Genomic DNA, 12,031 nt, shown 5'->3' on the forward strand with positions numbered 1-12,031 from the left:
CCTGCGTCATCGTGTGCTGCATGACAACTGAGCCTGACAAGGCACCGGCCGCGGAGCCTTCCACCGAGCCGTCTGCCGAACCTTCGGCGCCCGCGGCCGCACCCGCTGCAACTGCTCCGGCCACCCCGGCTCGGCGGCGGCCGTCCGGCAAGTTCGTCCTGGCGTTGACCGGGGCGTTTCTCGCCGGTGCGGTCTGCACCGGATGTGTGGGTATCGCGGCCGCGTTCGTGGTGGGACACGGTCACGACCACCGCGGGTTCGAGGGCGATCATCCGAAGATCGAGCGGATGTTCCCGGACCGCGGCGGCTGGAAGGGCGGTGAGGTCCGGCCCGGTGACGGACGGACCCGGGAGAAGCTGGAGTGGCCGGGGGCTCCGGACCAAGGCGTCTGGCCGCTGCCTGGTGGCAAGCCGGGCCTGCCGGCGGTCCCCGCACCCGAGCAGAAGCCTCCGTCACCGGCGCCGTCTGCGACGTCCTGACTGGTAAGCGCGTGCAGCAACCCAAGGCCGGGTCGGCACGGCCGACCCGGCCCCGGTCACTCACTTCGGGGTTGCCCGCTGGTGCGTCTCAGCGCTGTAGAAGTCAGGTCGCGGGTCGGTGCAGAGCTGTTCGCTGGGCGGGCAGCTGATGAAGCCAGACCACCATTGCGCGGGTGACCTCCTGGTCGAATGCCACGCGGGCGGCCTCTGCGGGGGAGGGGCGTTCGGCTGCCCGTCGACCTTGCCGCAGACGCATCAGCGCCAGTGCGCGAAAGACGAATTCGTCGAAGTCTGCCTGCTCGGCGGCGTCGAGGGCGAGCAGCCCCTGGGCGAGGATGTCCTCCGGGGTCGAGCCGGCTTCGACGTTGATCAACCTGGCCTTCTGCCGTTGGCGGCCGGCTTCGGTCAGGGTGAGCAGCGTACGGTTGGCGGTGCGGGTGGACGCGGGCGCGGATCGGTCCTCGACGAGGTGGCCGGTGCGGCGCAGTCGATTGACCGCCGCGAGCACGCGGCCCAGGTCGACCGTGTGCTGGCCGCCGAAGGTGCGCTGGTGGCGGGCGTGCAGGTCGAATGCGGTGGCGGGACGCTGGTGCAGTAGGACGAGAAGTATGTCTTCCAGTGCAAGCGCCATGACCAGCCCCCTTCAACTTCTACGGCGTGTAGAAGTTAACAGAGGCCGCCTTAACGTGCAGGTGGAGTATGTGCTGCTGGCAGACCTAGTCGAGCTTGTCGCGCAGCAGTTCTCGCAGGATCTGCTCGTCTTCGGCGTCGAGGCCGCCGACGAAGCGCCGCAGCACCGAACTGCGGTCGGATTCCGCGTCAAGCAGCCTGGTCATGCGGTCGGCGACCAGCCCGGCGGCGTCCCGCACCGCGGCGTAGCGGTAGGCGCGCCCGTCACGTCGGCGGATCACCGCGCCCTTGGTGTGCAGGCGCGTCAAGATAGTCACCACGGTGCTGTACGACACGTCCGCGCGCGGAGCCAGTCGGTCACGGACCTCGCCCGGGGTCAGCGCCAGGCCGGCATCGGTCAGGACGGTGATGATCTGGGACTCCAGCTGCCCGGACCGACGACGACCGGGGTCGGCGGCATCATGGCCGGTGTCTGGTCTGGTCGCGCTCATCAGCACCGACTCTATCGCTGCCAAGGATCGTGGCCGCGGTGCGGCGGGCGGGGAGTGTCAGTGCCCGGTGCCGGCTTTGGCGATCAGTTCGACCAGGTCCACGGTCGCCTCGATCGTCCAGACCAGCGACGACGCGGCCAGCAGGAGGGGGATGAGTCGCCAGTGCGAGGTGCCGAGCCGTGGTGGATCGAGCAGGCTCGCGACGCGCTGTGGGACGGTGCCGCCACGGCCGGCCGCGTGCAGACCGAGCCTGATCGCCGGGGTTGCCGCCAGTGCTGCCCGACCGATCGCGTGAGCGACGGTTCGGCGGCTTCCGACAGCTTGCGCGGCCTGCTCATCGGCGGCGCGTTCGACCAGGAAGCCGACGTGTCGGGCCACCCACCACAACGCGGGGTGGGCGACGCGGGCCATGTCGGCGATCGCGACCAGGCGGTGGTGGCCAGCGGCGAGATGGGCCTGCTCATGCGCGATCACCGCGTCGAGTTGCGTGGCGCTGAGGCGCTCGCGCATGCCGGTCGTGACGACGATGCGGCCGGGCCGACCGGGCACGGCGAACGCCTCCGGGCGATCGTCGGGCAGCATGAGCACCGTGGCCGTGCCATCGGTGAAGCGGCGCGCCTGCGCCAGGACAAGCCGGTGTCGGCACGCTTTGACGGACACCGCCACGACCGAGGCGGTCAAGAGCACCACACTGAGGATCGGCACCCAGGCCACATGCTCCGTGTCCGCGTAGACCGTGTGCGCCGACCACCCGAACAGGGCGCCGACGGCGGGCAGCTGCGCGACGGCCTTGACCGTGAACACCAGGAGATTGGCGATGCTCGCGGCCGCCGTCGCGCCAGCCGACCACGCCACAGCGTGCGCGGCCCGGCCAGGCGCAAGCCGGTCGGCTGTCAGCCGGATGGCGATGCTGACCAGCACGGGAGCGACGATCACGGACCAGACGAAATGATCGAACACAACTCACCTCCCGCCGCATGCCGGGTCGAGTCTGCCACGTCGGAGCTGGTGGCCAGTAACGCGGCGAGTCGGTTGGGCATCGGCCGGCTGGGCCACCCGGCTGGGCGTCGGGCGGACCGGCCCGTCAGAACACTTCGGCTCGGTCGTCGTTGACCCGTGCGGGGGCTGCCGCTGCGGCCGCTTCACCACGTGACCAGCTGACGACGACGCCCAGATTTGGTTCGAGATGAGTGACATCGACAGTCGTAGACGTGCCGCAGGCGAACTGGAAGGCCAGGTGATGAGCGTCCTGTGGGCGGCGGGCCGGTCCATGATCCCGGCTGAGGTGCAGGCGGAGCTGGATCCGGCGCCGGCCTACAACACGGTGCAGACGATCCTGATCCGGCTCGTGGACAAGCAGCTCGTGCGTCGCAGCCGGGTCGGCAGGGCGCATGCGTACGAGCCGGTGCGCAGCGAAGCCGACGCGGCCGCCGCGCAGCTGCGCGCCACGCTCAGCGGCGTCGGTGACCGAGGGCTGACCCTGCAGCGTTTCGCCGAGACCCTCGACGACGCCGAGGCGCAGGTGCTGCGGCAGCTGCTGGCCGAGGCCCGCCGGGTGGACAGGTGAGGCTCTGGGTGTATCTGCCCCTGGCGCTGTCGGCGCTGCTGCCGTACGCGGCCAGGGTCACGGCGGGCCGGGTGGCGCCGTCGGTCGCCGTGCGCACCGTCGCCGCGGCGGCAGCGGCGGCGGCCAGCGGATTCGTGTGCTGCCTGGCACTGCTGGCGTTGACGCTGTTCGACGACCTGCCGCCGCTCTGGGAGTTCGACGATCGTCCGGAGCTGGGGCTGCCGAAGCCGGTGCCGGGCATGATCGCTCTTGGTGCCGCGCTGTTGTTGCTGTTCGGCGCCGTTCGGCTGGTTCGCGACGTGCGCTCCCGCCGACGTGTGCTGCGTGAGCTGCGCGCAGCGGGTACGCCGAACGCAGGGTTGGTGGTGGCGGACTGGGCGGAGCCGTTCGCGGTGGCGGTGCCGGGCCGGCCCGGGCATGTGCTGGTCACCTCGGGCATGTTGCGGGTGCTGAGCCCGCAGGAGCAGCGGGTGCTGTTCGCGCACGAGAACGCGCACCTGCGCCGCCGCCATCACCGGTGGGTGACGGTCTCGAGCTGGGCGGCGGCGTTGAATCCTCTGGTGAGCCCGATGGCGGTGCTGGTGGGCCGTCTGGTGGAGCGGTGGGCCGACGAGGATGCCGCGGTCGTGGTCGGTGACCGGCGTCTGGTGGCGCAGGCGGTGGCGAGGGCGTCGTTGGCGGGTCGGCGGCGGCAGGTCGCTCCGGCCATGGGCATGAGCGGTTCCGGTGCGGTCGAGCGGGTGCTGGCGATGCAGCGTCCGCGCCAGGCCAGCCGCTGGCAGGCGCTGGTCGGCGTGGCTGCGCTGTGCCTGATGGTGCTGGTGGCCACGGCGGTGGCCGCGGTCGAGTTCGCCGATGTCGCCCGCGCGTGGATCAGCATGGTGGCGTGATCGCCGCGGCGGGTCAGTGGCAGTCGCCCGAACCGGAGTCGGCGTATGCGGCGTCAGGCTGGCCGACGAACTGCCACTGGTAGGAGCCCGCGCCCAGGGTCAGTTTGAGGACGCCGTACGTCCTGTCGTCGCGGGTCTCGGAGTTCGCGGCCACCTCGTCGCCGAACCGGTAGAGGCTCGCGCCGCCGGTGCCGACCACGAACTGGCGGATGCCCCGGTGGTCGTCGCGTGTGCCGGCGGGGTCCTGCGGTGCGAAGCGCTCGTAGTGGTGATTGTGGGCGGTGAGCACGAGCTCGGCGCCGTGGTCGAAGAGGATCTGGTAGAGCGGACGCATCCGCGGCTCTGCGGTGTGTTTGCCGCCGGAGGTGAACAGCGGATGGTGCCACATCGCGACGGTGCAGGCCGCCGGCTGGTTGTCGAGGGTTGTTCTGAGCCATCTGGCCTGCGCGGAGTCCGGGCCGCAGTCGACCTGGTCGCACTGGCTGTTGAGGACGAGCACCAGCCAGCCCGCGATGCGGTAGCTGTACCAGCCTTCGCCGTGCTTGCCGACGTCGGCGCCGAAGTAGTCGTAGTAGGCCTTGCCGTCGGCTTTGCGCAGGTCATGGTTGCCGAGGACGGGCCGGGTGCGGTCGCGGTGCCGCCCCCAGTGGGGGTCGTAGCAGCGACGGAACTGCTTGGCCGAACCGTCCATGTAGGCGTTGTCGCCCAGCGTGAAGACGGTCCCCGGGATGTCGTCGAGCAGCTCTGCGGTGATCTCGTCCCCGCCGCTGGTGCAACTGGCGATGTCGCCGGCGCCGACCAGCACCGGCGGCCCGGTCTCCCGATCGCCGCCGAACGCGACGACGGTTCCCGCCAGCAGCACTGCGGCGATCAGCGACGCTCGTCCGGCCACGCCGCCGAGGAAACGCCGGAAGCGGTGGGCCGGCGGGTCGAACGGCGCGGGTGCCGTGGGGCTCATCGACGTGATCCTTCGGGAGACACCGGGGCCGGTTCACGTCCGTGCAGCGTGGCAGCGCGATCGACGGGGAGCAGGTGGGACGGGACGGCCCCGCCGTGGCGGCGTCCCCAGGGCGCGGGACCGAACGTACGCAGCATCAGCGCGTCGTACAGCAGCGCCAGCAGTGCCGCGGCGATCAGCGGCGTGCCGAACTCGGCCAGCGGTGGGATCGACAGCGCCGTGGCCGCCAGCGGGCTGGTGCTGACGGCTATGCCGCGAGCCGCGGCGGTCATGCCGGCGACGGTGGTGCGCTGGGGTGGTGCGACGATCGCCGCGGTGAACGCCTGGCGGGCCGGGACGTCGATCTTCGAAAGCGCATGGCGGACCAGCAGCAGCCCGGCCGCGAGCGGGAACGTCGGCGCGAAGGCCACACCCAGCAGCAGGACGTTGGACACCGCGTGCGGCCACAGCATCGCCACCAGCAGCCCGCTGCGGGCGGTCAGCGCGGGTGCGGCCAGCTGTGCGGCGGCGGCCAACAGGCTCATGGCGAAGAACAGCGTGCCCAGGGTGCTGATCGGCATGTCGAACCGTTCGTGGAGCCACCAGGCCAGCAGCGCCTGCACCACCAGCCCGCCGGCGAACGCGTCCAGTCCCGACAGCGCGGCCAGCGTCCTGCCCTGCGGCGGCATACGAACGGCGCCGTGAGCGCCGGCTGTTCCGGCCCGACCGCGCGCTTCGGCGTGCGGGGACATTCCTGCGACGATCTTGCCCGCCAGCAGGGCCGCCAATGCATAGAGGACGAAGCCGTGGCGGCCGGCCTGCGCGCCATCGGCGGCGGCCAGTCCTGCCGCGGCCAGTGCGCCCAGTGCGCCGGCGACCTGCGCCGTGACGTTGTAGATCGTGAACACGCGGGTGCGTGCGGCGGCGGGGCTGTGCTGGGCCAGGATCGCCTGCTCCACTCCGCTGAACGGGGTGTTGTCGTTGGTCGAGGGCGAGATCGTCCCGAGGAACGCCGCGGCCAGCAGCAGCGGGTAGCTGTCGGTGATGGCGAACACGCCTCCGGCGGCGGCCATCAACAGTGCCGAGACCACCAGCGCCAGGCGCCGTCCCATGCGGTCGGCGAACAGGGCCATGACCACGGTGCCGGCGACGCTGCCCGCGCAGGCGACCGCGATCAGCACCCCGATCTCGGCGGCGGAGCAGCCTGCTGAGCTGAGCCTGGTGGCCAGCAGCACGCTGGCACACCCGAACCCGAACGTGCGCAGCGCACGCGAGACAACGACCCGTCTGCTGTCGGGGTGCAGCCACCACCGGTCAGCAGCGGGTTCATCGTTGACCAGAAATCCCACTAAGTGATAATGAAACAGACCTAAACAGTCCCAACTCCGACACGCCGTAGGTGATGGGCAAAGCTATTCTTGCGAGCTCGTTTGTGGTGCCGGGTGGCCCGCACCATGGTCGTCAGGGCTCCGCCTGCCCTGATCGTTTCCCGGGTCGGTCATGGTGCGGTCAATGCCTCGGTGGGGGAGAGCCGGGCGGCCTGCCAGGCCGGATACACGCCGGCACAGCCGCCGATGAGCAGCGTGGCCGCGATGGCGCCGGCGGTGGCCCACAGCGGCACCACTGCCGGCCAGTCCTGGTAGGCGGCGTACCCGGTGGTGACGATGATGCCCATGAGGGCGCCGCCCAGGCCGCCGAGTGCGGACAGCAGCAGTGATTCCGCCAGGAACTGGGCGCGGATGTGCCCGCGGGTAGCGCCCAGGGAGCGGCGCAGGCCGACCTCGGGGCGCCGTTCGAGCACGGAGATCACCATCGTGTTGGCCACGCCGACGCCGCCGACCAGCAGTGCGACGCCGCCGAGTCCGAGCAGTAGCGCGGTGAGGGTGGTGTCGGTGGCCTGCTTCGCGGTGAGGGCGTCCGACGGCCGGGATACGCGTACCTCATTGGGGTGTTCGGGGTTGGCCGTCGCGGCGAGGATCGCCTGCACCGCGACGACCGCCTCATCGCGGGTGCGGGTGTACACGGTGGTGGGGTATCCGTCGAACTGCAGGTGGGCGACGGCTTCCGGCCAGCCGACGAGGGCGGCGAAGTCCAGCTCCGGCGCGAGGGGGACGGGGCGCAGCACGCCGACGACGGTGAACCACTGGCCGCCGAGCCAGACCCGGGTGTCCGGGGAGGCGTCGGTGACGCCGAGCCGTCCGGCGGCGTTCGCGCCGAGGACGACAGCCGGGTACTGGGCGGTGGCGTCGTTGAGGAAGGCGCCGCTGGCCAGCTGCGCGCCGACGGTGTCGAGCAGATTGGTGCGCGCGGCCGCGACCTGGACGTTGCCGGTCTCGATGGCGGGGATGCGGTCGTTGCGGTAGACGTGCACGTCCGCCAGTGAGGCGGTGGCGGTGGCCGAGGTGACCGGAGGGATCCGGCCGATCATCGCCACCGAGTCGGCGGGCAGGTGCGACTGCTCGCCGTTGATGGTCTGGCCAGGTGAGACCCGCAGCAGGTTGGTTCCCAGGGCGGCGAGTTGCCGGTTGAGGCTTTCGCGGCTGGAGCTGGCGATACCGACGACGCAGACCATGGCGGCGATGCCGATGGCGATGCCCAGGGCGGACAGGAACACCCGCAGCGGCCTGGTGCGCAGGCCGGCCGTGCCGACCCGGATCAGGTCGCGGGGCAGCAGACGCGACGGTGTGTTGACGGCGGCTTCCTTCAGCAGAGGTCTTGTTCCGGAGGCACTGGGCGCGTTCATGCGATCACCTGTCCATCGCGTAGGTCGATGCGGCGGGGCAGGCCGGCGGCGACATCGCGGTCATGGGTGATGACGACGATCGTGGTGCCGGCGGCGTGCAGGTCCCGCAGCAGGTGGATGACCTCGGCGCCGGACACGGAGTCGAGGTTTCCGGTGGGTTCGTCGGCGAGCAGCAGCGGCGGGTCGCCGATGACGGCACGGGCGATGGCGACGCGCTGTTTCTCGCCGCCGGACAGTTGATGCGGTCGGTGGGTCAGGCGGTGGCCCAATCCGACCCGCGTCAGGGCTTGCTCAGCGCGCCGTCGCCGCTCGTGCAGTGGGACTCCGGCATACAGCAGGCCGTCGGCGACGTTGTCGAGGGCGGATACGCCCGCGGCGAGATGGAACTGCTGGAAGACGAAGCCGACGGCGCGCCCGCGCAACGCGGACAGTTCGCGGTCCGACAGCCGCGACAGGTTCTGCCCGGCGATGGTCACCGAGCCTGTGGTGGGCAGGTCCAGGGCGCCGCTCAGGTGCAGCATCGTGGACTTGCCGGATCCGGACGGCCCGACGATGCCGACCATCTCGCCGGGTTCGATGGTCAGCGACACGTCGCGCAGCGCGTGCACGCCGCCGGGGTAGGTCTTGCCCACCCGGTCAAGCGTGATCATGACGGCACTCCTACGAGGGTGCCTTCGGTGATGCCCTCGCTGGTGATCTGGACCCGCCCGTTGGCGAACATGCCCAGCTTGACCGGCACGTAGTGGCTGGCTGAGCCGATGACCACCTGCACGCCGTAGCCGCCCTCCGCCAGGGCGACGAGCGCGGCGACCGGGACGGTCAGCGCATCCTGCACGCTCGCCGAGATCAGCTTGACCCCGACCGGAGCCTGATCGAGGGTGCCGAGCCCGGACTGGTCGGCGAGGACGACCGTCACCGCGATCGTTGCGGGGTCGCTGGGGGTCTGCCCCGCGGTGGCCACGGAGCCGACCATCGCGACCGTGCCGTCGACGGTCTTGCCGTCTGGCAGCGTCACGGTCGCGGTCATGCCCTTGGTGACCAGGCCCTGCAGGCCCACGTCGAGGGCGATGCGCACCATCCGGGTGGTGCCGGTGTAGGTGAGGATCGGGCCGTTCGCCGGGTCGCCGAGGTGCCCGGGCAGGGCGGTGACCCGCAGCTGCGCCGGGGCGCGCACGACGTCGGCCGGGTCGAACACGCCGTTCTGGGGGTGGCCGGTGGCTTTCTGCCACCTGCGCACCGCCGTCGCGGTCGAGGCGGTGTATGAGCTGTCCACGGTGAACCCGGTGTAGCCGAGGGCGGCGAGGTTGCTCTCGACCTCGTGGACGTCGTCGCCGGTGTCACCGGTGTGCAGTCGCCGGTACAGCGGCAGGCCGCCGTAGAACAGCGACACCGGCCGGTTGTCAGCCTTGTACACCGGCTTGCCCCGGCCGATCACGGCACCGGCGGCCGGCAGCCAGGTGATCACACCGCTGCCGCGCCCGTTGACCGTGACCGGCTCCCCGTAGTCGAGCGTGCCGTTGACCTGCTGCGTCTGCGTCAGCGTCGCGCGGGTCACCGCGGCGGTCGCCGGCACCGGTGCGGCGTCGCCTGTCGTCGTCGGCGAGTCGCCGCCGAACCCGACGGCGGTGGCGGTCACCGCCGCCGCCACGGCGACCGCGGCGCCGGTCAGGAGCGTGGCGCGGACGGGCCGGTTCACTTCTTCCCGCTCTCGGCGGGCAGCTTGTCCTTGCAGGCGTCGTTGGCGGCCTTGAACGCGGGATCGGCCAACAGCTGGGCCTTGGTCACGTGCTCCAGCCGGCCGCCGACCCGCATGTTGCCGTCCGGGGTGGGATCAGACATCTCGATTTCGTGAGCGCGCATGCACACGGCGAACGCGCGCAACTGCTCCAACTCCTGCGCGGCGGGCGCGGGGCCCTGCCGCTCGGCCCCGGCGGGCAGCAGGTGGTGGCAGGCGTTGTCGGCGGCGTCGAACGCGGGGTTGGCCTCGGCCTGCTGACGGACCCAGGCCCCGGGTGATACGCCCGGGGCGGGATCGGTGACGTTCACGCCATGCTCACGGACGCACGTGACGTAGGCGGTCAGGTCACCGGAGCCTGCGCTCGGGCTGGCGGCGGTGCTGCTGTTCGCGGTCGGGATGCCGGTGTCAGAAGCCGGGGTGCAGGCGGCGACCACTGTCAGCCCGGCGATCAGGAGGGGTAGCGCGCACATTCGTCTCATGGCGGACAGGTCTACGCCCCGGGCGGTGACATCAGCGCTACAGCCGATGTAGGACTGATGTCATGTCCGGCCAGGCACAATGGCGCCATGCGAGTGCTGGTGGCAGAAGACCACGTCCTGCTGGCCGACCGGATCGCCGAAGGGCTGCGCGACGCCGGCCTGGCCGTGGACGTCGTCAACGACGGCTCGGCCGCACTCGCCGAGGCGCAGCTCACCGCATATGACGTGATCGTCCTCGACCGGGATCTGCCCGCGGTGCACGGCGATCAGGTCTGCCGCAGCCTCGCCGGCCGCGATGCCCGGATCCTGATGCTCACCGCGGCCGCCGGCGTCGATGACCGGGTCGACGGCCTCGAAATCGGCGCCGACGACTACCTCGGCAAGCCGTTCGCGTTCACCGAACTGCTCGCCCGGGTCCGCGCGCTGGGCCGGCGCGCACCGTCCGCGCCGCCGGTCGTACACCGCGGGGACCTCACCGTCGACCGGGCCCGCCACCGCGCCAGCCGCGGCGTCCACAGCCTGTCCCTGACCCGCAAGGAGTTCGGGATCCTGGAGATGCTGCTGGCGGCCGACGGCAACGTCGTCAGCGCCGAGGAACTGCTCGAGCACGTCTGGGACGCCAGCGCGGACCCGTTCAGCAACGTCGTGTCGGTGACGATGGCCCGCCTGCGGCGCAAGATCGGCGAACCCCCGCTGATCGAAACGGTCGTCGGCAGGGGATACCGGATGTGAGCGCGCCACGTCTGACCATCCGGGTACGGCTGACCCTGCTCTACACCGCGCTCTTCATCGCCTGCGGCGCGACCATCATCGGGATCACCTACACCCTGGTGGCCGGCCTGCCGGCGGGAGGCCCGGCACCCACTGCGAAGGATCTGCAGCAGCTGCGCGTGTTCGCCGCGTGCATGCGCGCACACGACATCGACATGTCCGATCCCACTCCCGACGGCAACCTGGTGATCGGCGGCCGGCTGCGAGACGTCACCAGAGCCCAGCTGGAGGCCGACCCCGCCTACGTGGCCGCGCTGGGGGCCTGCAGGGACAAAGAGCCCAGCCTGAATCCCTGCCCCATGGAGGATGAACAGCTGCGCGCCCAGTGCAAGGACGCGGCCGAGCTGGGCGCCAGATACCAGCGCGACGCGACCCTGGCCCACCTGCTGCGGTACTCCCTGATCACGCTCGCCGCGGCCACCCTCCTGGCCGCGCTCGCCGGGTGGATCGTCGCCGGCCGGGTCCTGCGACCGGTCCACCAGATCGCCGCGGCCGCCCGGACCGCTTCCGAGCACAACCTGTCCGCCCGGGTGGCGCTACGCGGCCCACGTGACGAACTACGCGAACTCGCGGACACGTTCGACACCATGCTCGGCCGCCTGCAGACCGCGTTCGAGAGCCAGCGGCGGTTCATCGCCAACGCCGGGCACGAGCTGCGCACCCCGCTGACCGTCATGCGCACCACCCTCGACGTCGTGCTCGCCAAGCCCGCCGCGACCAACGGTGAGCTACGGACCATGGGCCAGGACGTGCGTGGGGCGGTCGACCACGCGGACCGGCTGATCAACTCGCTGCTCACCCTGGCCCGCAGCGAACGCGGACTCACCCCCCACGAAGCGGTCGACCTGGCCACCGTCGTCGAGGACGTCCTGGACGCCACCGACCGGGGCGACCGGCGACTGCACGTCACGCTGGAGCCCGCGATCACATCCGGCGACCCGGTCCTGCTGGAACGCCTCGTTGCCAATCTGATCGACAACGCGATCAGCTACAACGTTCCCGACGGCGACGTCTGGGTCACGACGACAACCGTGGACGGCAAGGCGATCCTGGCCGTCGCCAACACCGGCCCCATCATCCCCGAGCACGCCCTCGACACGCTCTTCGAGCCCTTCCAGCGACTACAGGAACGCGTCACCAGTGAAGGCTTCGGCCTCGGCCTCGCGATCGTCGCCTCGATCACCACCGCACACCGTGGCACCGTGACCGCACAACCCCGACCAGGTGGCGGCCTCACCGTCACGGTGACCATGCCGGGACCGGCTGTGCGAAACGGACAGTCCCTGGGCGAACGCCTCACGTAGGG

The 12,031-nt window shown here is 71.2% G+C and carries 14 protein-coding genes; 5 read left to right on the forward strand and 9 right to left on the reverse strand.

Going from position 1 to position 12,031, the window contains the following annotated elements:
- Positions 1–20: 20 nt before the first annotated feature.
- A complete protein-coding gene (locus F9C41_RS06035; RefSeq protein ID WP_155385665.1) occupies positions 21–479 on the forward strand; it encodes a hypothetical protein in 459 nt (152 codons plus the stop codon).
- A gap of 103 nt (positions 480–582) precedes the next feature.
- Here the strand turns inward: F9C41_RS06035 and F9C41_RS06040 are convergent, their stop codons facing one another.
- From F9C41_RS06040 to F9C41_RS06050, 3 genes are all read right to left on the reverse strand, one after another.
- On the reverse strand, positions 583–1,110 hold the full coding sequence (locus F9C41_RS06040; protein WP_155385666.1) for a hypothetical protein: 528 nt from the start codon (positions 1,108–1,110) through the stop codon (positions 583–585).
- A gap of 85 nt (positions 1,111–1,195) precedes the next feature.
- Positions 1,196–1,600 carry a BlaI/MecI/CopY family transcriptional regulator gene (locus tag F9C41_RS06045; RefSeq protein ID WP_155385667.1) on the reverse strand — a complete coding sequence of 135 codons (405 nt, stop codon included), beginning with the start codon at positions 1,598–1,600 and terminating at the stop codon, positions 1,196–1,198.
- A gap of 57 nt (positions 1,601–1,657) precedes the next feature.
- Positions 1,658–2,536, reverse strand: a complete 879-nt coding sequence (locus F9C41_RS06050; protein ID WP_230689346.1) for a M56 family metallopeptidase — start codon at positions 2,534–2,536, stop codon at positions 1,658–1,660.
- Between the two features lie 250 nt (positions 2,537–2,786).
- On the opposite strand from F9C41_RS06050, the gene F9C41_RS06055 reads away from it, so the two are divergent.
- Both F9C41_RS06055 and F9C41_RS06060 read left to right on the forward strand, forming a co-directional pair.
- Positions 2,787–3,167 (forward strand): BlaI/MecI/CopY family transcriptional regulator, encoded by a 381-nt coding sequence (locus F9C41_RS06055; RefSeq protein ID WP_155385669.1) that lies wholly within the window; start codon positions 2,787–2,789, stop codon positions 3,165–3,167.
- Positions 3,164–4,057 carry a M56 family metallopeptidase gene (locus F9C41_RS06060; protein ID WP_155385670.1) on the forward strand — a complete coding sequence of 298 codons (894 nt, stop codon included), beginning with the start codon at positions 3,164–3,166 and terminating at the stop codon, positions 4,055–4,057. Before F9C41_RS06055 ends, F9C41_RS06060 begins: the two co-directional genes overlap by 4 nt.
- A gap of 13 nt (positions 4,058–4,070) precedes the next feature.
- Here F9C41_RS06060 and F9C41_RS06065 read toward each other — a convergent pair whose 3' ends face one another.
- From F9C41_RS06065 to F9C41_RS06090, 6 genes are all read right to left on the reverse strand, one after another.
- The gene (locus tag F9C41_RS06065) at positions 4,071–5,015 is read right to left on the reverse strand and encodes a metallophosphoesterase family protein (RefSeq protein WP_155385671.1); all 945 of its coding nucleotides are present in this window, start codon (positions 5,013–5,015) and stop codon (positions 4,071–4,073) included.
- Entirely contained in the window at positions 5,012–6,343 is a 1,332-nt protein-coding gene (locus F9C41_RS06070; RefSeq protein WP_196279638.1) for an MFS transporter, read from the reverse strand. Before F9C41_RS06070 ends, F9C41_RS06065 begins: the two co-directional genes overlap by 4 nt.
- Before the next feature lie 149 nt (positions 6,344–6,492).
- Complete coding sequence (locus F9C41_RS06075; RefSeq protein ID WP_155385673.1) at positions 6,493–7,737, reverse strand: ABC transporter permease; 1,245 nt, start codon at positions 7,735–7,737, stop codon at positions 6,493–6,495.
- Positions 7,734–8,387 carry an ABC transporter ATP-binding protein gene (locus F9C41_RS06080; protein WP_155385674.1) on the reverse strand — a complete coding sequence of 218 codons (654 nt, stop codon included), beginning with the start codon at positions 8,385–8,387 and terminating at the stop codon, positions 7,734–7,736. Before F9C41_RS06080 ends, F9C41_RS06075 begins: the two co-directional genes overlap by 4 nt.
- The gene (locus F9C41_RS06085; RefSeq protein WP_196279639.1) at positions 8,384–9,433 is read right to left on the reverse strand and encodes a peptidoglycan-binding protein; all 1,050 of its coding nucleotides are present in this window, start codon (positions 9,431–9,433) and stop codon (positions 8,384–8,386) included. Before F9C41_RS06085 ends, F9C41_RS06080 begins: the two co-directional genes overlap by 4 nt.
- Complete coding sequence (locus F9C41_RS06090; RefSeq protein WP_155385676.1) at positions 9,430–9,954, reverse strand: hypothetical protein; 525 nt, start codon at positions 9,952–9,954, stop codon at positions 9,430–9,432. Before F9C41_RS06090 ends, F9C41_RS06085 begins: the two co-directional genes overlap by 4 nt.
- 87 nt (positions 9,955–10,041) lie before the next feature.
- Between F9C41_RS06090 and F9C41_RS06095 the strand changes: the two genes are divergently transcribed.
- Both F9C41_RS06095 and F9C41_RS06100 read left to right on the forward strand, forming a co-directional pair.
- The gene (locus F9C41_RS06095) at positions 10,042–10,686 is read left to right on the forward strand and encodes a response regulator transcription factor (protein WP_155385677.1); all 645 of its coding nucleotides are present in this window, start codon (positions 10,042–10,044) and stop codon (positions 10,684–10,686) included.
- Positions 10,683–12,029, forward strand: coding sequence for a sensor histidine kinase (locus tag F9C41_RS06100; RefSeq protein WP_155385678.1), 1,347 nt, complete (start codon positions 10,683–10,685; stop codon positions 12,027–12,029). Before F9C41_RS06095 ends, F9C41_RS06100 begins: the two co-directional genes overlap by 4 nt.
- The last annotated feature ends 2 nt before the right edge of the window (positions 12,030–12,031 follow it).

This window comes from Catellatospora paridis (genome assembly GCF_009720365.1).
Lineage (GTDB): Bacteria > Actinomycetota > Actinomycetes > Mycobacteriales > Micromonosporaceae > Catellatospora > Catellatospora paridis.

Bases quoted from the DNA above. Each gene is read 5' to 3' on its own strand.
- F9C41_RS06055 (WP_155385669.1), top strand. From the start codon at position 2,787: ATGAGTGACATCGACAGTCGTAGACGTGCCGCAGGCGAACTGGAAGGC.
- F9C41_RS06045 (WP_155385667.1), bottom strand. From the start codon at position 1,600: ATGAGCGCGACCAGACCAGACACCGGCCATGATGCCGCCGACCCCGGT.
- F9C41_RS06080 (WP_155385674.1), bottom strand. From the start codon at position 8,387: ATGATCACGCTTGACCGGGTGGGCAAGACCTACCCCGGCGGCGTGCAC.
- F9C41_RS06040 (WP_155385666.1), bottom strand. From the start codon at position 1,110: ATGGCGCTTGCACTGGAAGACATACTTCTCGTCCTACTGCACCAGCGT.
- F9C41_RS06065 (WP_155385671.1), bottom strand. From the start codon at position 5,015: ATGAGCCCCACGGCACCCGCGCCGTTCGACCCGCCGGCCCACCGCTTC.
- F9C41_RS06095 (WP_155385677.1), top strand. From the start codon at position 10,042: ATGCGAGTGCTGGTGGCAGAAGACCACGTCCTGCTGGCCGACCGGATC.
- F9C41_RS06090 (WP_155385676.1), bottom strand. From the start codon at position 9,954: ATGAGACGAATGTGCGCGCTACCCCTCCTGATCGCCGGGCTGACAGTG.
- F9C41_RS06075 (WP_155385673.1), bottom strand. From the start codon at position 7,737: ATGAACGCGCCCAGTGCCTCCGGAACAAGACCTCTGCTGAAGGAAGCC.
- F9C41_RS06035 (WP_155385665.1), top strand. From the start codon at position 21: ATGACAACTGAGCCTGACAAGGCACCGGCCGCGGAGCCTTCCACCGAG.